Here is a 22,013-nt window from a genome sequence, read left to right on the forward strand (position 1 = left end):
TCAGGTGACTTTCTCGGGTCGCGGCTCCTCGCCGGCCGCGACCCGGACCGTCCGGCCACCGCGTGTCCGGGACCGCGACACCGCCACGCCCGCGAGACACAGCACACCGCCGGCCAGCGTGAGCACCCCCGGCACCTCGCCGAGCAGCAGCCACGACATCAGCACCACCAGCGCGGGCACCGCGTAGGTCGTCGCACCCAGCCGGCTCGCGGTGGTGCGGGCGAGGGCGTAGGCCCAGGTCGTGAAGGCGAGCGCGGTCGGAAAGACGCCCAGGTAGACCATGTTCAGGGTGGCCGGCACGGATGCGTGGGCGGCCTCGTGCGCCAACTGCCCGGCGAACGGCAGGCAGCACACGGCCCCGACCAGACACCCGAACGTCGTCACCTGCAGCGCACTCGCGTGCCCGACGGCCGGCTTCTGCGCGACGACGCCGGCGGCGTACGCCATCGCGGCGAGCAGACACAGCACCACACCGAGCACGGAGGACCCGCCCCCACCCGACATCGACAGGCCCACGGTCACTGCGCCCGCGAACGACACGGCCATCCCGGCCAGCAGCCGCGGCGGCATCGGGTCGCCGAGCAGGCGTGCGCCGAGCAGGGCGATCAGCAGCGGGCCGACGTTCACGACGAGAGCCGCGGTGCCGGCGTCCACCTGCTGCTCGCCCCAGTTCAGGACGACCATGTAGAACCCGAACCACAGCACCCCGGACAGCAGGATCCCGCGCCAGGCGGCCTTGGGTGGCAGTCCTTCCCGGCGTATGGCCCAGATGACTCCCAGGGCGAGGGCCCCCGACACCAGCCGGCCCAGGGCCAGCGCACCGGGGGAGTACTCCTGCCCCGCACTCCGGATCGCCACGAAGGCTGACGCCCAGAGGACGACGCTGACGACGGCTGCGCCGGCGGGCAGCAGGCGGTGGCGTGGACTGGTGTTCATGATGCTCCCGAGGTCAGGCAGGGGACGGTGGGTTTGGCGGGGGGTGTCGGACAGTGCCGGGGCTGGGCCGGGCGGGGGTCGGACCGCCGTCGCAGCGGGCGGCGCGGTGAGTGCCTGAGGGGCGCGGGGGACTGCGCGAGCGATCACGGCGGACCCGCACCCGGCGGACAACAGACCCCCCGGTAGCCGGACTCAGCGCAGGGCACTGGAAGGAATACCGAGCAAGGCGGACAGCTCCCGCTCCCCCGAGGGAGTCACTTTCACCGCCCGCGCGGAGCCGACCCGCACGCACCACCCCGCATCCAGCGCATGCCGGCACAGCGCGGCCCCCGCCGCCCCCGCGAGATGCGGACGCCGCTCGGTCCAGTCGAGGCACGCACGGGCCAGCGGCCGCCTGCTCGGGACATCGAGCGGAATACCCGCCGCGGCGAACCACTCCACCCCCGCGTCCGTGAGCGCGAACCCCGTGTCCTGCCGCAGCAACCCCCGGAGGGTCAGCGCATCCGTGACCGCGATCCCGAGCCGCCCGGCGAGATGGTCGTAACAGGTACGGCCCCGCGCCATCGCGGCCCCGGCGCTCGACTCGCGCAGGGTCCGCACCGGGCGCCGTGCAGCCGCCGGAGGCATGTGCGCGGCCAGATCCTCGACGAGCCCCGCCACGCGCGCGTCGGCCAGCCGTACATACCGGTGCCGTCCCTGCCGTGCCTCCGCGAGCAGGCCGCCGGCCACCAGCTTGCCCAGATGCTCGCTGAGCGTCGACGCGGCGACCCCGGCATGCCGGGCCAGCTCACCGGCGGTCCAGGCCCGCCCGTCGAGCAGCGCCAGCAGACACGCGGCCCGGGTCTCGTCGGCGACCAGCGCCGCCAGTGAGGCGAGCCCGGCCGCCCGTGGGTCCTTGGTGGTCATGCGGCCATCATGCGGCAGCGGTACTTCGGTGCCCACCGAAGTGTTCTCACGCGCTCTGCCGCACCTGCTCGTACTGCTGCGCCAGCCCGTCCAGCAGCGCCGTCAGCCCCGTCTCGAAGGCCCGCTCGTCGATCTTCTCCTGCTGCTCGGCGAGCAGATGGGCCTGGCCCAGGTGGGGATAGTCGGCGGGGTCGTACGCGCTCGCGTCGTCCACGAAGCCCCCGGCGAAGGAGCCGAGCGCGGAGCCCATGATGAAGTACCGCATCAGCGCGCCGATGGAGGTCGCCTGGGCCGGGGGCCAGCCCGCGCCGACCATCGCGCCGTACACGGCGTCGGCCAGTCGCAGTGCGGCCGGCCGCCGCCCCGGACCCCTGGCCAGCACCGGGACGATGTTCGGGTGCTCGCGCAGGGCGGCCCGATAGGAGACGGCCCAGTCGTGCAGTGCGGTCCGCCACTCGCGGCCGTCCTCGAACATCGACAGGTCCACCAGACCGCTCACCGAGTCGGCGACCGCCTCCAGGATCTCGTCCTTGGTGCGGAAGTGGTTGTAGAGCGAGGGCCCGCTCACCCCCAGCTCGGCGGCGAGCCGGCGGGTGGAGACGGCCGCCAGTCCCTCCCGGTCCACGAGTTCCCGGGCCGTCTCGACGATCCGGTCGGTGCTGAGGAGGGGCTTGCGCGGTCGGGCCATGGCGCACATAGTAGGGCTGGAACTGGAAACTAGCAGTGCTAATTTAAATGTACGGTTTTCAAGATCCGTCGAGGGATCCTGTCCGAGTGGGGTGATCGCGTGGTGAACCTGGAACTGAGCGAGGAGCAGGCCGCCGTACGGCAGCTCGCCCGGGACTTCGTGGAGCGCGAGATCGCCCCCCACGTGATCGCCTGGGACCGCGCCGAGGAGGTCGACCGGGGCATCGTGAAGAAGCTCGGCGAGCTCGGTTTCCTCGGGCTGACCATCGACGAGGGGTACGGCGGCTCCGGCGGCGACCACCTCGCGTACTGCCTGGTGACGGAGGAACTGGGCCGCGGGGACTCCTCCGTCCGCGGCATCGTCTCCGTCTCCCTCGGCCTCGTCGCCAAGACCATCGCCGCCTGGGGCGACGAGGAGCAGAAGCGACGCTGGCTGCCGGGGCTGACCGCGGGGGAGCACGTCGGCTGCTTCGGCCTCACCGAGCCCGGCACCGGCTCCGACGCCGGCAACCTCACCACCCGTGCCGTACGCGACGGCGACGACTACGTCATCAACGGCACCAAGATGTTCATCACGAACGGCACATGGGCCGACGTCGTCCTGCTCTTCGCGCGCTCCACCGACGCCCCCGGCCACAAGGGGGTGTCCGCCTTCCTCGTGCCCGCCGACACCCCCGGCCTGACCCGCCGCCCCATCCACGGCAAGCTCGGCCTGCGCGGCCAGACCACCGCCGAACTGGTCCTCCAGGACGTGCGGGTGCCCGCTTCCGCGATGCTCGGCGAGGCCGGCAAAGGCTTCTCGGTGGCCATGTCCGCGCTGGCCAAGGGGCGGATGTCGGTGGCCGCGGGCTGTGTCGGCATCGCCCAGGCGGCGCTGGACGCGGCCGTGCGGTACGCCGGTGAGCGCGAACAGTTCGGCAAGCCGATCGCCCGTCACCAGCTGGTGCAGGAGCTGATCAGCGACATCGCCGTCGACGTGGACGCCGCCCGGCTGCTCACCTGGCGGGTCGCCGGCCTGATCGACCGCGGGCAGCCGTTCGCCGTCGAGTCGTCCAAGGCCAAGCTCTTCGCCTCCGAGGCCGCCGTCCGCGCCGCCAACAACGCCCTGCAGGTCTTCGGCGGTTACGGCTACATCGACGAGTACCCGGCCGGCAAACTCCTGCGCGACGCCCGCGTGATGACCCTCTACGAGGGCACGAGCCAGATCCAGAAACTGCTCATCGGCCGTTCCCTGACCGGGGTTTCGGCGTTCTGAGCACGTCTGCGGCTGAGTATGTGTCTGAGTACTTCGGCGGATGCGGCGCGGGCCGCATCCGCCGATGCTGTCTGCCATGAGTGACACACCGGTCAAGCAGCAGAGCACGGCCGCGTTCTACGGCCAGGCCGTCGCCTCGTTCTCGGTCGCCATGGTGGCCACCGCCGTCGGCATCTTCCGGCTGAACGCCGACGCCTGGGTACGGGCGTTCCTGGCCATCGCCGTCCTGTACCTGGTCACCTCCGCCTTCACCCTCGCCAAGGTCGTCCGCGACCGCCAGGAGGCCGGGCAGATCGTCAGCCGCGTCGACCAGGCACGCCTGGAGAAGCTGCTCGCGGACCACGACCCCTTCGAAAAGCTCTGAGCGGCTGCACTAAGCGCTCGCTCACCGTCGGCGGTATGGTGGTGCTCCTGTCAGCGAGAGGGGCGAGCGAGCGATGAGTACGGCGGAGGAGACGACCGGCGGCGAAGCGGAGCCGTGGGAAGAGGTCACCCCTGACGCGGCCCGGCGGCTGCTCGTCGCCGCCGTGGAGGCCTTCGCCGAGCGCGGCTACCACGCGACGACGACCCGCGACATCGCGGGCCGCGCCGGCATGAGCCCGGCCGCGCTCTACATCCACTACAAGACCAAGGAAGAGCTGCTCCACCGGATCAGCCGGATCGGTCACGACAAGGCCCTCGACATCCTGCGCACGGCTTCGCGGCGGGAGGGCACCGCGGCCGAGCGGCTGGCCGACGCGGTCAGCTCCTTCGTCCGCTGGCACGCCGGCCGGCGCACCACCGCGCGGGTCGTGCAGTACGAACTCGACGCGCTCGGCCCCGAGGCCCGGGCCGAGATCGTCGCCCTGCGCCGCCAGGTCGACGCCGAGGTGCGCGGGATCATCGAGGACGGCGTGGCCTCGGGCGAGTTCGACGTGCTGGACGTCCACGGCACCACGCTCGCCGTGCTGTCGCTGTGCATCGACGTCGCCCGCTGGTTCACCGTGAACGGCCCGCGCACCCCGGAGGAGGTCGGCACGCTCTACGCCGACCTCGTGCTCCGCATGGTCGGGGGAAGTGAGGGGCCCGGGCCTCAGAGGTAGTACCGGGCCACCGACTCCGCGACGCACACCGGCTTGTCGCCGCCCTCGCGCTCCACGGTGAAGGCGACCGTCACCTGGACACCACCGGTGACGTCCTCGACGCCGGTGATCTTCGCGGTGGCGCGCAGCCGGGAGCCGACGGGGACCGGGGAGGGGAAGCGGACCTTGTTCGTGCCGTAGTTCACGCCCATCGTCACGCCCTCCACCCGGATCAGCTGCGGGCCGAAGAGCGGGAGCAGCGAGAGGGTCAGGTACCCGTGGGCGATGGTGGTCCTGAACGGCCCCGCGGCGGCCTTCTCCGGATCCACGTGGATCCACTGGTGGTCGCCGGTGGCCTCGGCGAACAGATCGATGCGCTTCTGGTCGACCTCCAGCCAGTCGGTGTACCCCAGCTGCTCGCCCACGGCTGCCTTCAGCTCGTCGGGGGAGGTGAAGGTCCTCGGTTCTGCCATGTTCCCGGCCTCTCGCTCGCGTCTCTAAGCAACTGCTTAGCATGGTCGGATGAGAGGCGCCTGTCAACGGACCGCGACGAGGACCGGGCAGGCGGGAAGGTGACGACGGGGCCTAGGCTCTGAGGAGTGCCGCAGATTCCTGAGAAGATCCATGAACTGACCGTCGGCCAGTTGGCCGCGCGCAGCGGCGCCGCCGTCTCCGCGTTGCACTTCTACGAGTCCAAGGGCCTGATCAGCAGCCGCCGCACGTCCGGAAACCAGCGCCGCTACAGCCGTGACACCCTGCGCCGGGTCGCCTTCGTCCGCGCGGCGCAGCGGGTCGGTATCCCGCTGGCCACGATCCGGGACGCCCTGGCGGAGCTTCCCGAGGAACGCACACCGACCCGGGAGGACTGGGCGCGGTTGTCGGAGAAGTGGCGCTCGGAGCTCGACGAACGCATCAAGCAGCTGAACCGGCTGCGCGACCACCTGACCGACTGTATCGGCTGCGGCTGCCTGTCCCTCGACAACTGCGTCCTGTCCAACCCGGACGACGTGTTCGGCCAGCGCCTGACGGGGTCCAGGCTGTTGGCCGAGGGCCGCTGAGAGTCCGGCCGGGGGAGGGGCGCACCGCCGGCTGCCGGGCGCGCGCCTGCTTTCGCCTGCCCGGCACCCGGCGCCCGGCGCCCTACTCGTACTCGGTGCCGCCCTTGCGCGTCAGGTACGCCGGGCTCACCGCCTTGGCGATCGCCCGGCCCCCGGTCACCGCGCTGTACCGCTCCACCGCAGGCCGTATCACCACCCCCTCCCGCAGATGCAGCTCCCGCCCGGACACCGTCTCCCGGCCGCTCGCGAACTCCAGTACCCGGTCGATGTCGTACGGCCCCGCGTACAGCCGGGGCACCACCGGCAGCTCGGCCTCCAGCAACTCTGCCGCGTCCAGCCACCGCACGGTGCCGTCCACCTCCGCCGAGACGTCGAACGCCGCGTACCCCAGCGTGTCCCGCCGCCCGTCGGCGCCGTACGACAGGTCCTGCACCCCCGCGCCGTACACCTCTCCGAAGACGCCGACCCGGCGTGCCCCGAGCCGCTCGGCCAGCCGGGCCGCCACCTCGGCGACGCCGTGTCCCCGGATCGCCCGCCAGTACAGGTTCCGCGGATCCTCCTTCAGGGCCAGGGACTTGGCCCCGAAGCCCTTGGAGGACACGTACACCCGTCCCTCGTCGGCGACATACGTCAGCAGGCACGCCGAACCGTGCAGCTTCTCCGTCAGGACGACCGGCTCGCCCGGAGTGAAGATGTCCGGGTAGCGCTGGACGTTCTCGATGTCGACCCAGGGCAGCAGGTCGGGTGCCGACTCCACCTCGCCGTTCATGGTCGGCGGGATCGGCGGCACCCACTTGGTGATGCCCAACTGCTCGGCGAAGTCCGTCCCCTCGGCCGCCGCCCGGACCAGGTCGACGTCCGCCAGCGCCTTCGGCCGGCACACGATGCCCTGCGACAGCTCGCCGCGCAGCCGCACCGCCTTGACCCGGTTGGCCTCACCGCCCGCCAGCCGCCCGGTCAGGCCCAGCTCCTCGATCAGTCCGGCCGGGAGCACGGACTGCTCGGGGATGTAGACGGCGGCCTCACCGGTACGGTAGGCGCCCCTGGCGACGACGGCCCGGTACAGGCCCACCTGGGCCAGCTCCAGGGCGTCGGCGTTCGGATGCTCGTGGACGGTCAGCACTTCGGCGGTGACCCGCAGGGTGGACATCGGACTCCCCGTGTTCATCGGTTCGGTTTCCTCGGCTCCACTGTCCGCACGGGAATCGGCTGGAGCGAGCGGATTTGCGGCTGGTAGCGTCGGCACAGGGGCAGACGGACGTCGCGAGGCGTGCCGGGCTGGTGGGCCTGCCCTACGACGGGCGCTGAAGCGACCCGTACTGGACGAGTCCCTCGGCCACCAGCTGCGCATTGGACGCCGCGCGCTCGCCGTCCGGCAGGAACAGCGTGTCCTCCAGTCCGATCCGGGCGGCGAGGCCCAGCCGTCCGGCCAGCCGCAGCACCGGCCAGGTGCCGCCCTCCTCGCCGTGCAGCAGCACCGGCCGGCCGTGGGCGGTACCCAGCTCGGCCAGCAGGGCCCGCGCCGAGGCCTCGGCGGTCGCCGGGTCCGGGTCGGCCACCTGAGCCAGCACGTGCAGCACCCCGGGCCCGAGCAGCGAGGCCGCGAACCGGGCCGCTCCGTCGGTGCCGGACCAGATGCCTGCCTCGACGCCCACGCCCATGCCGAGCAGCTGCTCGGCGACCGCTTCGGCGCCCGGCTCATGCCAGTTGACCGAGGTGAAGTCGGGCAGCACGGACCAACTGCGCACCCGGGCGAGCCTTGCTGTCGGGTCGGGCTCGGCCCAGGCTCCGGTCGTCACCCCGACCGGTACGGACACCCGCGCCCGGATCGCCTCCAGGGCCGGCGCGAGGACGCGCGGGGAGAGGCTGTCGTGCCCGCACGGCGTCTTCGGGCGGACATGGACCGAGGTGGCTCCGGCCGCCACAGCCCGAGCCGCGGACCGGGCCAGGTCCTCCGGTGAGATCGGCACGCTCACGCCGTCCGCCGCGGAGCGGCTCCCGTTCAGACATACCCGCACCATGCCTCGATGGTGCCAACCCCCATGGACAACGGCCCCGGCCGCCGCACAGCAGGGGGCGCGGCATCCCCTACGCACCCCCCAGAACGCCCCCCGTTGAAACCACCACTCAGGCCGACATCAGCAGCCGCCCCCGCCTGGCGAACTCCAGTGCCTGCGGGGTGAGAACCGGACGCGGCACAAGGATCCCGCAGTCCGTGCAGACCGGGCCGGACGACGGCTCGTGGTCCAGGCCGTACCGCCAGACCAGGCGGTCAGCGCCGCACACCGGGCAGCCCGCGCCCGGTTCCCGCTCCAGGGCGGCGATCAGCCGGCGCAGCACCTCCGCCAGTGGTTCGGCGGGGTGGATCCGCGGGTCGTCGCACCAGGCGACCCCGAAGCCGCCCCAGGTCAGCCGGTGCCAGTCGTCCACACTGCCCGGCCTGCGCAGCCCGTCGTGCTTCTCCTTCCTGCGCCGCTCGGTGAACTCGGTCTCGTAGGCGAGCCAGACACAACGGGCCTCCTCCAGTTCCTCCAGTGCGGCCACGAGCCGCACCGGGTCGGGGGAGCGGTCCTCGGGGCCGAAGCCCGCCCGGGAGCACAGATGGTCCCAGGTCGCCCGATGCCCGTAAGGGGCGAACTTCTCAAGGCACTTGCGCAGCGAGTACCGCCGCAGTGCCAGATCGCAGTCGGGATCGCGTACCTGTCTCGCCAGACTCCGGAAACCGGCCATCGCCCTGCACCTCCGTCACACCTGCACCTGTACTTCGGTCACTTCGGCGTCGTCGCACGGACGTCGCCGAATAGACGTATCGACAGGTGGTTCGGCTCCATCTCTTCTTGTGATCCTGCTTCTGCACTCCTGAAAGTGACGCATGTTCATCTTTAAAGCTGGGGATACCGGCGGTAACCTTCGGCCACCCCTGTCGCTAGGAGCTGCCATGCCACGGCGAACCCCACGTACCGCCCTTGACAGACTGAGAACGTCCCGCCGCTTCACCGGGTTCCTGAAGTCCGCGTCGATATGCGTGCTCGTCGCCGGACTTCTCTCTCCCCTCACCCAGACGACGGCCGCCGCCGTCGCCACCGCCTCGAACGACTACTGCGGCGGCCAGTGCTCGGACATCCTGCCGCCCGGTGAGAACGGCAACGCCACGCTCGCGCAGATCCTGCTCAACCAGGCCTTCGGCGCCCAGCCCTCGCACGCCGAGGACCAGCTCGGCCCGTACGCGAACCTCGCGAACGGCTACGCGGGCCTGACCGACGCCACGATCAACAACTTCTTCAACGACTCCTCCTTCGGTGTGCCGTCCGACCAGGTCGCCTCCACCGAGAAGCCGGGCGGACGCGGCGACGTGACGATCGTCCGGGACAAGAAGACCGGTGTGCCGCACATCACCGGCACCACCCGGTACGGCACCGAGTACGGTGCGGGCTACGCGGCGGCCGAGGACCGGCTGTGGCTGATGGACGTCTTCCGGCACGTCGGCCGAGGCCGGCTGACCTCCTTCGCCGGCGGCGCCGCCGCCAACCAGGGCCTGGAGCAGGAGTTCTACCGCAACGCGCCCTACACCGAGGCCGACCTGCAGGCGCAGATCGACAACGCCGTCGCGAAGAACGGCGCCCGCGGCCAGCAGGCCCTCGCCGACGTCAAGGCCTACCTCGACGGCATCAACGCCTACATCGACGTCTCCGACAGCGGGCGTTACTTCCCCGGCGAGTACGACCTGACCGGCCACAAGGACCCGATCACCAACGCCGGGACCATCGAGCACTTCAAGGTCACCGACCTCGTGGCGCTGGCCTCCGTGATCGGCTCGCTGTTCGGCTCCGGGGGAGGCGGCGAGGTCAACAACGCCCTCTCGCTGATCGCCGCCCAGTCCAAGTACGGCGTCGAGGAGGGCACCAGGGTCTGGGAGGCATTCCGTGAGCGCAACGACCCCGAGGCCGTCCTGAGCGTCCACGACGGCGAGAGCTTCCCGTACGGCGCCAAGCCCGCCGACGCCAAGGGCGAGGCCCTGCCCGACGCCGGCTCGGTCGCCCAGGAACCGCTGGTCTACGACCGTACGGGCAGCGCGGCCACCGCCGCGGCGAAGAGCACCTCCGCCACCGCCGCGAAGACCACGCTCAGCTCGGCCAGACGCGGGATGTCCAACGCCCTCGTGGTGAGCGGCAAGTACACCGCCAGCGGCCACCCGATCGCCGTCTTCGGACCGCAGACCGGCTACTTCGCCCCGCAGCTGCTCATGCTCCAGGAGATCCAGGGCCCGGGCATCAGCGCGCGCGGCGCCTCCTTCGCGGGCCTGAGCATGTACGTCGAACTCGGCCGCGGCGAGGACTACTCCTGGAGCGCCACCACCTCCGGCCAGGACATCATCGACACCTACGCCGTCGAACTGTGCCAGGACGACCACCACTACCTGTACCACGGCACCTGCACGGCCATGGACCAGGTCGAGCAGAAGAACTCCTGGTCACCGACCACGGCCGACAGCACGCCGGCGGGGTCGTACACGATGCGGGTGTGGCGGACGAAGTACGGCCCGGTGGAGTACCGCGCGACCGTCGGCGGCAAGAAGGTCGCCTACACCTCGCTGCGCTCCTCCTACCTGCACGAGGCCGACTCGATCATCGGCTTCCAGATGCTGAACGACCCCGACTACGTCAAGGGCCCGAAGGACTTCCAGAGCGCGGCCCAGCACATCAACTACACCTTCAACTGGTTCTACGCCGACTCCCGGCACACCGCGTACTACAACAGCGGCGACAACCCGGTGCGCGCCGACGGGGTCGACGCCGACTTCCCGGTCTGGGCGCAGCCGGCGTACGAGTGGCGGAACTGGGACCCGGCCACCAACACGGCCGACTACACCCCGGCCTCGGCCCACCCCAACTCCGTCGACCAGGACTACTACGTCTCCTGGAACAACAAGCAGGCCAAGGACTACACGGCAGCGGGCTGGGCCGACGGCTCCGTGCACCGCGGCAACCTGCTCGACGACCGGGTCAAGAAGCTGGTCGCGGCCGGCGGGGTGACCCGCACCGAACTGGTGCGGGCCATGGCGGACGCGGCCCTCGCCGACCTGCGCGCCGAGGACGTGCTGCCCAAGCTGCTCAAGGTGATCGGCTCCTCGCCGGTGACCGACTCCACGGCCGCCGACGCGGTGAGCAAGCTGCAGGCATGGGTGACCGCGGGCGCCAGGCGCACGGAGAGCTCCGCCGGTTCGAAGGCCTACGCGAACGCCGACGCGATCCGCATCCTGGACGCCTGGTGGCCGCTGCTGGTCAAGGCGGAGTTCGAACCGGGCCTCGGCAGCGACCTGTACACCGCCTTCACCGGCAACGCACCCATCGACGAGACCCCCTCCGCCGGACACGGCCCGACCGGCTCGCACGCCGGAAGCGCCTTCCAGTACGGCTGGTGGAGCTATGTCGACAAGGACATCCGGGCGGTGCTCGGTGAGAACGTGCGGGGCGGGCTCGCCGAGAAGTACTGCGGCGGCGGCAGCCTCGGCGCCTGCCGGGACATCCTGATCAGCACCCTCAAGCAGGCGGCCGGGACGACCGCCGCCCAGGTCTACCCGGGCGACGACCAGTGCTCGGCCGGCGACCAGTGGTGCGCCGACTCCATCGTCCAGCGCACCCTGGGCGGCATCAAGCACGGAAGGATCAGCTGGCAGAACCGGCCGACGTTCCAGCAGGTGGTGGAGTACACCTCACACCGGTGAACCGACCGACGGGCCGGGCGCGGTGACACACGGGCGGCGGGTCAGGTGACACGGCCCGCCGCCAGCACCAGCCGGGCCAGCTCGGGGTGCACGATGTCGCTGTGCGCCCCGGTCGGCGGGCCCCCGCGCCGGACCACGGCCGCCGCGTCGACGTTCACGCACCCCGACGCCGGAAGCCCTGCGGCGAGGGCCGCCGCGAGGTCCAGCCGGGCCGTCCCCGGCACCGCCTGCACCCCGTCATGGCCCATCGCGCCCCACCGCGGACCCAGTACGGCCGCGATCTCGCCGCCCGCACACGAACGGTCGTCCCACGACAGCCGGGAGGCCAGCGGATAGAACGTGCCGAGGGCCGTGTCGAAGTGCGAGTAGCAGCACACCAGCGGACCGTCGATGCGCCGCTGCCGGTCCTTGAGCGCGCCCGCCTTGTCCGGGTCCTGCGGCAGCCCGTCGGCGAACGCGTAGTGCGAGAAGGCGCCCTGGAGGAGGGTCACGGACTTCACCGCGCGCACTCCGTCGGGCAGCCCGCGCAGCGCGAACGACACCAGCCGCCCGCCGAAGCTGTGCCCGGCCAGATGCACCCGCACCCCGGGTGCCGCATGCGCCAACTGCCCGACCACCGGCCCGAGTCCGTGCTCGCCGACCGTCCCGGCGCGCCGTTTCATCGTGTAGTACGTCGCCTGCCGCAGCAGCTCCTTGGCGCCCTCCCAGGGGTTCGGGATGCCGAACCCGGCCGGTGCGCCGGACGACCGGACCGCGGCGAGCGCGTCGGCGAGCGCGTCGCAGGCGGTCGCCGGGTCCTCGGTGAACACGGCCGGCTCGCCCTCCTCATCGGTGTCGGCCACCCCGGGCGGCTCCGCGTCCACCAGCAGGCGCACCAGCCGCCCGAACTCGGGCAACCCCGCGGCGCCGTCCGGCCGTTCGTCCAGCATCCGGGCCAGCTGGTCGATCACGGACGCGCGGCCCGGGAAGGTCTGCAGCAGCGCGCGACGGGTGTCCTTGTCCAGCGCCGGGCCCGGTGCCGCCTCCGCCGCCGCGGCGGCCACCGACTTCGGGAAGTCCGGGATCGGCTCGTCGCTGAACCGCATCGACGGCCAGATCACGCCCACGTAGCCGAGGCGGGCCCGTGGCGCGAGCGCCGGGAACGGCGCGTAGAAACGGCGGTACAGCGCGGTCGCGCCCGAGCGGTCGTCGTTCCAGCCGTGCGCGAAGACGATCAGGTCACGGACGCCGTGCTCCGTGACCTGCGCCATCAGCTGGTCGCGTTCGGGGCCCTCCACGTCCCCGTCCGCGTCGAAGGTCAGCTCCCAGTAGGGAGTCACGCTCATCCCAGGATCCGCCATGTCAGGCTCCCTCGTCCCCCCTGAAACGATGCGTCGCGCACGTATCGTCCTGCTCCGGGGCAGAGTTGGCCATACACCACGCCTCACCTGTAGAGGAGATATTCCTTCCGGACCCGCCGGAACGCGGCCAGCTCCTCCTGCCAGGCACCGGTCACCTCGTCGGTGCCCGCCCCCGCGTCGATCATCGTGCGCACCCGCGCGGAACCCGTGAGCTTGTCGATCCAGTGGTCCGGGCGCCACGCGAAGCCGGCCCAGACCCTCCTGACGGTCACCAGCAGCGCGATGCCGGTGCGTACGGGGTCGTAGGCGGCTCGGTCGGTCACATGGATCTGCACTCCGCCGACCGTCTTGCCCTGGAACTTGGAGAAGGTGGGCGCGAAGTACGCCTCCCTGAACCGCACCCCGGGCAGTCCGAGCGCGTTCGCGGCGGCGGCCCAGCGGCCGTCGACGCCGTCGGCGCCGAGCAGTTCGAAGGGCCTGGTCGTGCCCCGGCCCTCCGAGACGTTGGTGCCCTCGAACATACAGGTGCCGGAGTAGACGAGAGCCGTGTCCGGGGTCGGCATGTTCGGGCTCGGCGGAACCCAGGGCAGTCCGGAGGCGTCGTAGAACCGGGTGCGGTTCCACCCCGTCATCAGTACGGTGTCCAGCGCGACCGGCTTGCTCAGGAACTGCCCGTTGAACAGCCGCGCCAGCTCCGCGACGGTCATCCCGTGCGCCTGCGCGATCGGCTGCCGGCCGACGAAGGTGGCGAACTCCTTGTGCAGGACGGGACCCTGGGCCTCACGGCCGGTCACCGGATTGGGCCGGTCGAGGACGACGAACCGCTTGCCCGCGAGCTGTGCGGCCTCCATGCAGTCGTACAGCGTCCAGATGTAGGTGTAGAAGCGGGCGCCGACGTCCTGGATGTCGAAGACGACCGTGTCGACACCGGAGGCGGTGAAGATGTCGGCGAGCGGCTTGCCGCTCTTCAGGTACGTGTCGTAGACCGGCAGGCCCGTCGCCGGGTCGTCGTAGCGCCCCTCGGAGCCGCCGGCTTGCGCGGTGCCTCTGAAGCCGTGTTCGGGGCCGAAGACCGCCGTCAGCCTCACGCGGGGGTCCTTGTGCATGACGTCGACGATGTGGGCGGTGTCGCCGGTGATGCCGGTCGGGTTGGTCACGATGCCGACGCGCCGGCCCGTCAGCAGGGAGTAACCGTCGGCTGCGAGCCTTTCGAAGCCGGTGTGCAGTACTTCACGGTGTCCGGGTGCGCCCGGAAGGGCGGCCACGGTTGCCGATGCGAGGAGGTTCCGTCGGGACAGGTCCATGGCTGGAGGTTGGTGCGGTGGCCCTTCCTTCACACATACCGACCGGTTAGTCTGGGCCGCCAGGGGCCGATGCGCGCCGCGCTGAGTCGTGTCGAAGGAGACCGATGGTGGAAGCCGTGCAGGATGCGGGAGTGGTCGTCACCGGGGCCGGCGGTGGGATCGGGGCCGCGTTGGCCCGGCGGTTCGCCGCCGAGGGGGCCCGGGTGGTCGTGAACGACCTGGATGGCGAGAAGGCCAAGGCGGTGGCCGAGGAGATCGGCGGGATCGCCGTGCCGGGCGACGCCTCCGCGATCGTCGGTGACGCCCGGGACGCGCTCGGCGGCACCGTCGACGTCTACTGCGCGAACGCCGGTGTCGCCTTCGAGGACGGCGGCGCGGGCGGGCCGCTCGACGAGAGGGCCTGGGCGGTGTCGTGGGACGTGAACGTCATGGCGCATGTCCGCGCGGCACACGAGCTGCTGCCCGGATGGCTGGAGCGGGGCACCGGGCGGTTCGTGTCCACCGTGTCGGCCGCCGGGCTCCTCACCATGATCGGCGCGCCCTCCTACAGCGTCACCAAGCACGGCGCCTACGCCTTCGCCGAGTGGCTGTCGCTGACGTACCGCCACCGGGGTCTGAAGGTGCACGCCATCTGTCCTCAGGGCGTGCGCACGGACATGCTGGCCGCGACCGGCAGCGCCGGGGACCTGGTGCTCCACCCGACCGCGATCGAGCCGGAGGCCGTCGCCGACGCCCTGTTCCGGGGCATCGAGGACGACCGCTTCCTGATCCTGCCGCACCCCGAGGTGGCCGAGTACTACCAGGCGCGGGCCAGCGAACCGGATCGCTGGCTGAGCGGCATGAACCACCTCCAGCGCAAGTGGGAGCAGGCCCGGTGACCGAGTCCCGTTACGCGGCGCAGCCCTGGCTGGACCTGCTCAGCGAGGCCCAGCGGGCCCCGGTCGAGCCCGTCGACTCCCTCGTGCACGCGCTGCGCCGGGCCGTCGCCGAGGCCCCGGACCGCACGTTCCTCGCGTACTTCGACGCACGTCTGACCTATCGCGAGGTCGACGAGCTGAGCGACTCCGTCGCCGGGTACCTCGCCGCGCGGGGGCTGGCGCGCGGTGACCGGGTCGCCGTCCTGCTGCAGAACTCCCCGCACTTCGTGCTCGCCGTCCTCGGGGCCTGGAAGGCGGGCGCGACCGTCGTCCCGGTCAACCCCATGTACAAGTCGGGCGAGGTCGCCCATGTCCTGCGGGACGGCGAGGTGACCGCGCTGGTCTGCGCCGACCGCGCCTGGGAGTCGTATCTGCGTGACACGGCCGCCGGTTCGCCGGTGCGGATCGTGCTCACCGCATGCGAGCTGGACTTCCAGACGCGCAACGACGCGCGCGTGCTCGCCTTCGAACGGCTTCCGCAGGCCCCGGATGCCGACGACCTGGTGACCGTTGCCCGGGCGGGCGACGAAGCACCCGAAGGGCGTACGCCCGGCCCTGCGGACATCGCGCTGATCAGCTACACCTCGGGGACCAGCGGCACCCCCAAGGGCGCCACCAACACGCACGGCAACATCATGCACAACGCCGAACAGCAGAGCGCCGGGCTCGGCCTGCCCGAGGCGCCCGTGTACTTCGCGATGGCGCCGCTGTTCCACATCACCGGCATGGTGTGCCAGTTCGGCGGGTGCCTCAACAGTGCGGGCACGCTCACGCTGGCCTACCGGTTCGAGGCCGGGGTGGTGCTGGACGCGTTCGCCGAGCACCGGCCGGTCTACACGGTCGGTCCCTCGACCGCCTTCATGGCGCTTGCCGCGCACCCCGCTGTGACACGCGACCACTTCTCCTCGTTCCAGGCCGTCTTCTCGGGCGGCGCGCCGCTGCCGCCCGCCCTGGTGCGCACGTTCCAGGAGGACTTCGGGCCCTACATCCACAACGGCTACGGACTCACCGAGTGCAGTGCCCCCTGCGCCTCCGTACCACCCGGCTGGGAGGCGCCCGTCGACCCGGTCTCCGGGACGCTGGCCGTCGGCGTTCCGGTCCGCGGCGCGATCGTGCGCATCGTGGACGACCAGGGTGCGGAGGTGCCCTTCGGCGAACAGGGCGAGATCGTGGTCAGCGGGCCGCAGGTCGTACCGGGCTACTGGCGGCGGCCGGACGCCACCTCCGAGACCTTTCCCGACGGCGAGCTGCGCACCGGCGACATCGGCTTCATGGACGCACAGGGCTGGCTGTACGTCGTCGACCGGAAGAAGGACATGATCAACGCGTCCGGCTTCAAGGTGTGGCCCCGCGAGGTCGAGGACGTGCTGTACACCCACCCGGCGGTGCGCGAGGCGGCCGTCGTCGGCGTCCCCGACGGCTATCGTGGCGAGACCGTCAAGGCCTATATCAGCCTGCGGCCCGGCGCCGAGGCGGCCCCGGACGAACTCGCGGTGTACTGCAAGGAGAGACTGGCCGCGTACAAGTACCCGCGCCAGGTGGAGATCCTGCCCGAGCTGCCCAAGACGGCGAGTGGGAAGATCCTCCGTCGGGAACTGCGTTCCCGCGCGCACGACAACAGCAACGCCGGTCAGTAGGCGACGAGGAAAGGCAGGTGGCGGCAGTGCCCAGGACGACGGACGGAGACGGGACGCCCGTTCCACAGCGGCTGCTGGCCGCCGCCACCCGGCTCTTCGCCGAGCAGGGGTACGACCGCACCTCCGTGCAGGAGATCGTGGAGGCGGCCGGCGTCACCAAGGGGGCGCTGTACCACTACTTCGGATCCAAGGACGACCTCCTGCACGAGGTGTACGCGCGTGTGCTGCGCGTCCAGCAGGAGCGGCTCGACCACTTCGCCGGCCTGGACGCGCCGGTGGAGGAGCGGCTCAGAGCCGCCGCGGCGGACGTGGTCGTCACGACGATCGACAACCTCGACGACGCGATGATCTTCTTCCGGTCCATGCACCATCTGAGCCCGGAGAAGAACAAGCAGGTCCGCGCGGAGCGCCGGCGCTACCACGAACGCTTCCGCGCGCTCATCGAGGAGGGCCAGAAAGCGGGCGTCTTCTCCACGGCGACGCCGGCCGACCTGGTGGTGGACTACCACTTCGGCTCCGTCCACCACCTGTCCACCTGGTACCGCCCCGACGGCCCCCTCACCCCCCAGCAGGTCGCCGACCACCTCGCCGACCTGCTGCTGCGGGCGCTGCGTCCGTGAAAGCCATGTAAGGGGCGGTCGCCCTGGCAACCGCCCCTTACACGCGCCCTCTTACAGGTACTTCTTCAGCTCCCGCCGTGCCAGCGACCGCTGGTGGACCTCATCGGGGCCGTCGGCGAGCATCAGGGTGCGGGCGCTCGCGTACAGCTCGGCCAGCGGGAAGTCCTGGCTCACTCCGCCCGCGCCGTACAACTGGATGGCCCGGTCCAGGATGCCGACCACCGCACGCGGAGTGGCGATCTTGATGGCCTGGATCTCGGTGTGGGCGCCCTTGTTGCCGACGGTGTCCATCAGCCAGGCCGTCTTCAGCACCAGCAGCCGCAGCTGCTCGACGGTGACCCGGGCGTCGGCGATCCAGTTCTGGACCACGCCCTGCTGGGCCAGCGCCTTGCCGAAGGCCGTGCGTGAGACCGCCCGGCGGCACATCAGCTCGATCGCCCGCTCGGCCATGCCGATCAGCCGCATGCAGTGGTGGATGCGGCCCGGCCCGAGCCGGGCCTGGGCGATGGCGAAGCCGCCGCCCTCCTCGCCGATGAGGTTCGACACCGGCACGCGCGCGTGGTCGAAGACCACCTCGGCGTGGCCGCCGTGGGAGTGGTCCTCGTAGCCGAAGACCTGCATCGCGCGCTTGACGGTGACACCGGGCGTGTCGCGCGGGACCAGGACCATCGACTGCTGGCGGCGGATGTCGGCGCCGTCCGGGTCCGTCTTGCCCATCACGATGAAGATCTTGCAGTCCGGGTTCATCGCGCCGGAGATGTACCACTTGCGGCCGGTGATGACGTACTCGTCGCCGTCCCGCTGGATGTGCGTGGTGATGTTGGTGGCGTCCGAGGAGGCCACCTCCGGCTCGGTCATCGCGAACGCCGAGCGGATCTCACCGGCCAGCAGCGGTTCCAGCCACTGCTTCTTCTGCCGCTCGTCGCCGAACTGCGCCAGCACCTCCATGTTCCCGGTGTCGGGCGCGGCGCAGTTCGTCGCGGTGGGCGCGAGATGCGGGGAGCGGCCGGTGATCTCGGCGAGCGGCGCGTACTGGAGGTTCGTCAGCCCGGCCCCGTGCTCGGCGTCGGGAAGGAAGAGGTTCCACAGGCCCTGCCTGCGGGCCTCGGCCTTCAGCTCCCCGACCACGGCCGGGGTGTCCCACGGGGAGGCCAGCGCGGCCCGCTGCTCCTCCGCCACCGCCTCCGCCGGGTACACGTACTCGTCCATGAAGGCCAGCAGCCTGGCCCGGAGTTCCTCGGTGCGCGCGTCGAACGAGAAGTCCATGGCCGGTCAGCCTTCCTGAAGAGTGGTCAGTCCGTGGTCGATGAAGACGGGTACGAGATCGCCGATCCGGTCGAAGCCGCGGCCGACCGTCTGGCCCAGCGTGTACCGGTAGTGGATGCCCTCCAGGATCACGGCGAGCTTGAACCAGGCGAACGCCGTGTACCAGGAGACGGCCGACACGTCCCGTCCCGAGCGCCCGGCGTACCGCTCGATCAGCTCCTGCGGGGACGGGTGCCCCGGGGCTTCGGCGGTCGTCGACACGGGGGAGTCGGGCATACCGAGCGGCTGGCTGTACATCACCAGCAGGCCCAGATCGGTGAGCGGGTCGCCGAGGGTCGACATCTCCCAGTCGAGGATCGCCTTGATCCGGTTGTCGTCCCCGATCAGGACGTTGTCGAGCCGGTAGTCGCCGTGGACGACGGCCGGGGCGGGGGAGGCCGGCAGGGACCGGCCGAGGGACGCGTGCAGTTCGTCGATGCCGGCCAGCTCCCGGTTGCGGGAGGCGTCCAGCTGCTTGCCCCAGCGGCGCAGCTGCCGGTCGAGGAAGCCCTCGGGCCGCCCGAAGTCCGCGAGGCCCACCTCGGCGGGGTCCACCGCGTGCAGCTCGACCAGCGTGTCCACCAGGGACAGCACCGCGTTCCGGGTGCGCTCGGCGCCCAGCGGGGCGAGCTGCTCGGCGGTGCGGTACGGGGTGCCCTCGACGAACTCCATGACGTAGAACGGCGCCCCGAGCACCTCCTCGTCCTCGCACAGCAGTACCGGGCGCGGAACCGGCACGGAGGTCGGGTGCAGGGCGCTGATCACGCGGTGCTCGCGCTTCATGTCGTGCGCCGTGGCCAGGACATGGCCGAGCGGGGGCCGGCGGACCACCCACTTCGAGGTGCCGTCGGAGAGCGCGTAGGTGAGGTTCGACCGTCCGCCCTCGATCAGCCGGCCGGTCAGGGGGCCGGTCACCAGACCGGGGCGCTCGCGGTCGAGGAGGGCGCGCAGCCGGTCCAGGTCGAGTCCGGGCGGGTGGTCGGCGCTCATACATCACTCCTACGAACGGGTGAACAGGACCCGACTCATGATGCCGACCGGTCGGTATGTAGTCCAGTGCGTCCGCGCAACAGGAGGTCAAACGTGACCGGAGCCACGATAAGGCCGGCGGCTCCCCGGCGCGCTGCCCGGGGAGCCGCCGGCCCCTGCCGTACGGCCGGTCAGTGGTCGTCCCAGTGTCCGTCGTGCTCGGCGTGCCGGTGCCCGTCGTGCAGATAGTCGACGTGGTCGCCGTGCGGCACCTGGGCGTGTCCGCACTCGTCGTAGTGCATGTGCTCGTGGTCCTCGTGGACGGTGTGCCCGGCCGGCTCGCACTCGTCCCAGTGGCCCTCGTGTTCGCGGTGCAGATGTCCGTCGTGCGCGTAGTCCAGGTGGTCGCCGTGCGGCACGGCGTTGTGCCCGCAGCCCGGACCGTGGCTGTGCGTGCCGTGTTCGGTGTGTTCCTGGTGCAGGGTGGTCATGGTGCTCGCTTTCGGGAGTGCGGGGGGTGAATTCGGGGGTACGAGGGGTGTGGCGACGGACAGGCTACGCGCGCAAACGGTGCATATCGGTGCATACCGGTTGCGTGGCGCACGAGTACCCCGGAGGGTCCAGGACATGAAGGGCATCAGCTACCGCCACTACGGCGGACCCGAGGTGCTGGAGTACGGCGAGGTGCGCGACCCGAAGGTCGGCCCCGACCAGGTGCTGGTCAAGGTCCGTGCGGCGGCCGTCAATCCGGTCGACTGGAAGTGCCGCGAGGGCCATCTCGACGCCCTCCTCGACGCCGTCTTCCCGGTGGTCCCCGGCTGGGACGTCAGCGGGGTGGTCGTCCAGCCCGGCGCCGCCGTCACGGAGTTCGCGGTCGGCGACGAGGTCATCGGCTACTGCCGCGAGGACTTCCTCTCCCGCGGCACCTTCGCCGAGTACGTCGCCGCGCCCGTGCGCACGCTGGCCCGCAAGCCGCGCAACCTCTCCTTCGAGGAGGCCTCCGGACTCCCGCTCGCCGGGCTCACCGCCTACCAGGTGCTCGTCAAGGCGCTGGAGGTCGAACGCGGCGAGACCGTGCTGGTGCACGCGGCGGCCGGCGGGGTCGGCTCCCTCGCCGTCCAGATCGCCGCCCACCTCGGCGCCCGGGTCATCGGCACGGCGAGCGAGTCCCACCACGACTACGTGCGCGGCCTCGGCGGCGAGCCGGTGACCTACGGCGAGGGCCTGGCCGAACGGGTGCGCGGACTCGTCCCGGAGGGTGTGGACGCGGCCTTCGACACCATCGGCGGCGACACCCTGAGGACCTCGGCCGACCTGCTCGCCCCGGCGGGCCGGCTGGCCTCGATCGCCGACCCGGAGGTGGCCGGCTACGGCGGCCGCTACTGCTTCGTCCGCCCCGACGCCGAGGACCTCGCCGAACTGACCCGTCTGGCGGAGGCCGGGGCGGTCTCGGTGCACGTCCAGGAGACCTTCCCGCTGGAGCGGACAGCCGACGCGCACCGGCTGAACCAGGAGGGCCGCACCCGGGGGAAGATCGTGGTCACGGTGGACCGGGAGACCGAGGAAGACACAGCCGGCTAGGCGACGAGTACGGCGGCGCAGAGCGCCAGTGCCACCGCGTACAGCACCGCCGCCGTCGCGTGCCGGGGGGCGAGCACGGGCGGACGGGCGCCGGAGGCCAGGGCGCGGATGCGAAGGTGGGCCACGCCCAGGAAGCCCAGCCACAGGGCGCAGCACACCGCGCACGCGACGACCCGGCCGGCCGAGGACCCGCCGTGCAGCGCGGTCTTCACGGCGAGCACGGCGGCCACGGCGGCGGACAGGGTCGTACGGCGCCAGGCCAGCCGGGTCCGCTCCGGTTGCAGGCCCGAGTCCCGCCCGGCCGTGCTCACCCCTCCCATCCGACCAGCACCACCACGACCATCGCCACGGCCACCACCGCGACGACCAGGCTCAGCAGTGCCGGGAACCGGGAGACGGGCAGGTCCTCGCCGCGCCGGATCGCCCGCTCGCAGCGCATCCAGTGGTTCACCGCGCGCAGCGAGCACAGCACACCGGCCCCGAGCAGCGCGAGCGCGAGACCGACCCGCCACGCCCAGCGCAGGTCCGGCAGGAACTGGTCCACCGCGAATCCGCCGCCGATCAGTGCGAGCGCCGTGCGCAGCCAGGCCAGAAAGGTGCGCTCGTTGGCCAGCGAGAACCGGTAGTCGGGCGTGCCGCCCTCCTCGCGCACCTGCTCCGGCGCGAACCACAGCCGGATGTTCCGTACGAATTCGCTCACGCGGCCGACCCT

23 protein-coding genes are annotated in these 22,013 nt (G+C 71.6%); 9 read left to right on the forward strand and 14 right to left on the reverse strand.

Features of this window, described 5'->3' with window-relative positions:
- The 3 genes from ABZ624_RS22365 to ABZ624_RS22375 all read right to left on the reverse strand — a co-directional run bounded on the left by ABZ624_RS22365 (position 1) and on the right by ABZ624_RS22375 (position 2,530).
- On the reverse strand, positions 1 to 936 hold the full coding sequence (locus ABZ624_RS22365; protein ID WP_360091527.1) for a DMT family transporter: 936 nt from the start codon (positions 934 to 936) through the stop codon (positions 1 to 3).
- Between the two features lie 192 nt (positions 937 to 1,128).
- On the reverse strand, positions 1,129 to 1,842 hold the full coding sequence (locus tag ABZ624_RS22370; RefSeq protein ID WP_360091530.1) for a winged helix-turn-helix domain-containing protein: 714 nt from the start codon (positions 1,840 to 1,842) through the stop codon (positions 1,129 to 1,131).
- Between the two features lie 46 nt (positions 1,843 to 1,888).
- Positions 1,889 to 2,530 carry a TetR/AcrR family transcriptional regulator gene (locus ABZ624_RS22375; RefSeq protein WP_360091533.1) on the reverse strand — a complete coding sequence of 214 codons (642 nt, stop codon included), beginning with the start codon at positions 2,528 to 2,530 and terminating at the stop codon, positions 1,889 to 1,891.
- Between the two features lie 102 nt (positions 2,531 to 2,632).
- Between ABZ624_RS22375 and ABZ624_RS22380 the strand changes: the two genes are divergently transcribed.
- The 3 genes from ABZ624_RS22380 (at position 2,633) to ABZ624_RS22390 (ending at position 4,866) form a co-directional block, all read left to right on the forward strand.
- Complete coding sequence (locus tag ABZ624_RS22380) at positions 2,633 to 3,784, forward strand: acyl-CoA dehydrogenase family protein (protein WP_360091842.1); 1,152 nt, start codon at positions 2,633 to 2,635, stop codon at positions 3,782 to 3,784.
- Between the two features lie 76 nt (positions 3,785 to 3,860).
- Positions 3,861 to 4,148, forward strand: a complete 288-nt coding sequence (locus tag ABZ624_RS22385) for a YiaA/YiaB family inner membrane protein (RefSeq protein ID WP_360091536.1) — start codon at positions 3,861 to 3,863, stop codon at positions 4,146 to 4,148.
- A 73-nt stretch (positions 4,149 to 4,221) separates the two neighbouring features.
- Entirely contained in the window at positions 4,222 to 4,866 is a 645-nt protein-coding gene (locus ABZ624_RS22390) for a TetR/AcrR family transcriptional regulator (protein ID WP_360091539.1), read from the forward strand.
- On the opposite strand, the gene ABZ624_RS22395 is transcribed toward ABZ624_RS22390, so the two are convergent.
- Entirely contained in the window at positions 4,857 to 5,318 is a 462-nt protein-coding gene (locus ABZ624_RS22395) for a MaoC family dehydratase (RefSeq protein WP_360091542.1), read from the reverse strand. The two genes, ABZ624_RS22390 and ABZ624_RS22395, sit on opposite strands and share 10 nt — an antisense overlap.
- Positions 5,319 to 5,444: 126 nt before the next feature.
- Here ABZ624_RS22395 and soxR point away from each other — a divergent pair, with 126 nt between their 5' ends.
- A complete protein-coding gene (gene soxR, locus ABZ624_RS22400) occupies positions 5,445 to 5,903 on the forward strand; it encodes a redox-sensitive transcriptional activator SoxR (RefSeq protein WP_360091545.1) in 459 nt (152 codons plus the stop codon).
- A gap of 82 nt (positions 5,904 to 5,985) precedes the next feature.
- Here the strand turns inward: soxR and ABZ624_RS22405 are convergent, their stop codons facing one another.
- From ABZ624_RS22405 to ABZ624_RS22415, 3 genes are all read right to left on the reverse strand, one after another.
- Entirely contained in the window at positions 5,986 to 7,053 is a 1,068-nt protein-coding gene (locus tag ABZ624_RS22405) for an RNA ligase (ATP) (RefSeq protein WP_360091845.1), read from the reverse strand.
- Positions 7,054 to 7,195: 142 nt separating this feature from the next.
- The gene (locus ABZ624_RS22410) at positions 7,196 to 7,924 is read right to left on the reverse strand and encodes a 3-keto-5-aminohexanoate cleavage protein (protein ID WP_360091548.1); all 729 of its coding nucleotides are present in this window, start codon (positions 7,922 to 7,924) and stop codon (positions 7,196 to 7,198) included.
- A 106-nt stretch (positions 7,925 to 8,030) separates the two neighbouring features.
- Entirely contained in the window at positions 8,031 to 8,633 is a 603-nt protein-coding gene (locus tag ABZ624_RS22415) for a hypothetical protein (protein ID WP_360091551.1), read from the reverse strand.
- A 208-nt stretch (positions 8,634 to 8,841) separates the two neighbouring features.
- Here ABZ624_RS22415 and ABZ624_RS22420 point away from each other — a divergent pair, with 208 nt between their 5' ends.
- Positions 8,842 to 11,628 (forward strand): penicillin acylase family protein, encoded by a 2,787-nt coding sequence (locus ABZ624_RS22420; RefSeq protein ID WP_360091554.1) that lies wholly within the window; start codon positions 8,842 to 8,844, stop codon positions 11,626 to 11,628.
- 41 nt (positions 11,629 to 11,669) lie between these two features.
- Here the strand turns inward: ABZ624_RS22420 and ABZ624_RS22425 are convergent, their stop codons facing one another.
- Both ABZ624_RS22425 and ABZ624_RS22430 read right to left on the reverse strand, forming a co-directional pair.
- Positions 11,670 to 12,968 (reverse strand): serine-threonine protein kinase, encoded by a 1,299-nt coding sequence (locus ABZ624_RS22425; RefSeq protein ID WP_360091557.1) that lies wholly within the window; start codon positions 12,966 to 12,968, stop codon positions 11,670 to 11,672.
- An 83-nt stretch (positions 12,969 to 13,051) separates the two neighbouring features.
- Complete coding sequence (locus ABZ624_RS22430) at positions 13,052 to 14,272, reverse strand: DUF1343 domain-containing protein (RefSeq protein ID WP_360091560.1); 1,221 nt, start codon at positions 14,270 to 14,272, stop codon at positions 13,052 to 13,054.
- Between the two features lie 104 nt (positions 14,273 to 14,376).
- On the opposite strand from ABZ624_RS22430, the gene ABZ624_RS22435 reads away from it, so the two are divergent.
- From ABZ624_RS22435 to ABZ624_RS22445, 3 genes are read left to right on the forward strand one after another with little or no spacing between them, the layout of a single operon-like run.
- Entirely contained in the window at positions 14,377 to 15,150 is a 774-nt protein-coding gene (locus tag ABZ624_RS22435) for an SDR family oxidoreductase (RefSeq protein WP_360091563.1), read from the forward strand.
- Positions 15,147 to 16,826, forward strand: coding sequence for an AMP-binding protein (locus tag ABZ624_RS22440; protein WP_360091566.1), 1,680 nt, complete (start codon positions 15,147 to 15,149; stop codon positions 16,824 to 16,826). Before ABZ624_RS22435 ends, ABZ624_RS22440 begins: the two co-directional genes overlap by 4 nt.
- 26 nt (positions 16,827 to 16,852) lie before the next feature.
- Positions 16,853 to 17,446 (forward strand): TetR/AcrR family transcriptional regulator, encoded by a 594-nt coding sequence (locus ABZ624_RS22445; protein ID WP_360091569.1) that lies wholly within the window; start codon positions 16,853 to 16,855, stop codon positions 17,444 to 17,446.
- A 51-nt stretch (positions 17,447 to 17,497) separates the two neighbouring features.
- On the opposite strand, the gene ABZ624_RS22450 is transcribed toward ABZ624_RS22445, so the two are convergent.
- The 3 genes from ABZ624_RS22450 to ABZ624_RS22460 all read right to left on the reverse strand — a co-directional run bounded on the left by ABZ624_RS22450 (position 17,498) and on the right by ABZ624_RS22460 (position 20,211).
- On the reverse strand, positions 17,498 to 18,712 hold the full coding sequence (locus tag ABZ624_RS22450; protein WP_360091572.1) for an acyl-CoA dehydrogenase family protein: 1,215 nt from the start codon (positions 18,710 to 18,712) through the stop codon (positions 17,498 to 17,500).
- Positions 18,713 to 18,718: 6 nt separating this feature from the next.
- Positions 18,719 to 19,741 carry a phosphotransferase family protein gene (locus tag ABZ624_RS22455; RefSeq protein ID WP_360091575.1) on the reverse strand — a complete coding sequence of 341 codons (1,023 nt, stop codon included), beginning with the start codon at positions 19,739 to 19,741 and terminating at the stop codon, positions 18,719 to 18,721.
- Positions 19,742 to 19,911: 170 nt separating this feature from the next.
- The gene (locus ABZ624_RS22460; RefSeq protein ID WP_360091578.1) at positions 19,912 to 20,211 is read right to left on the reverse strand and encodes a hypothetical protein; all 300 of its coding nucleotides are present in this window, start codon (positions 20,209 to 20,211) and stop codon (positions 19,912 to 19,914) included.
- Between the two features lie 136 nt (positions 20,212 to 20,347).
- Between ABZ624_RS22460 and ABZ624_RS22465 the strand changes: the two genes are divergently transcribed.
- Complete coding sequence (locus ABZ624_RS22465; protein ID WP_360091581.1) at positions 20,348 to 21,301, forward strand: NADP-dependent oxidoreductase; 954 nt, start codon at positions 20,348 to 20,350, stop codon at positions 21,299 to 21,301.
- On the opposite strand, the gene ABZ624_RS22470 is transcribed toward ABZ624_RS22465, so the two are convergent.
- Both ABZ624_RS22470 and ABZ624_RS22475 read right to left on the reverse strand, forming a co-directional pair.
- Complete coding sequence (locus tag ABZ624_RS22470) at positions 21,298 to 21,621, reverse strand: DUF202 domain-containing protein (protein WP_360091584.1); 324 nt, start codon at positions 21,619 to 21,621, stop codon at positions 21,298 to 21,300. The two genes, ABZ624_RS22465 and ABZ624_RS22470, sit on opposite strands and share 4 nt — an antisense overlap.
- A complete protein-coding gene (locus ABZ624_RS22475; protein WP_360091587.1) occupies positions 21,609 to 22,001 on the reverse strand; it encodes a DUF202 domain-containing protein in 393 nt (130 codons plus the stop codon). Before ABZ624_RS22475 ends, ABZ624_RS22470 begins: the two co-directional genes overlap by 13 nt.
- Positions 22,002 to 22,013: the final 12 nt, after the last annotated feature.

Source organism: Streptomyces sp. NPDC007205 (genome assembly GCF_040634095.1).
GTDB lineage: Bacteria > Actinomycetota > Actinomycetes > Streptomycetales > Streptomycetaceae > Streptomyces.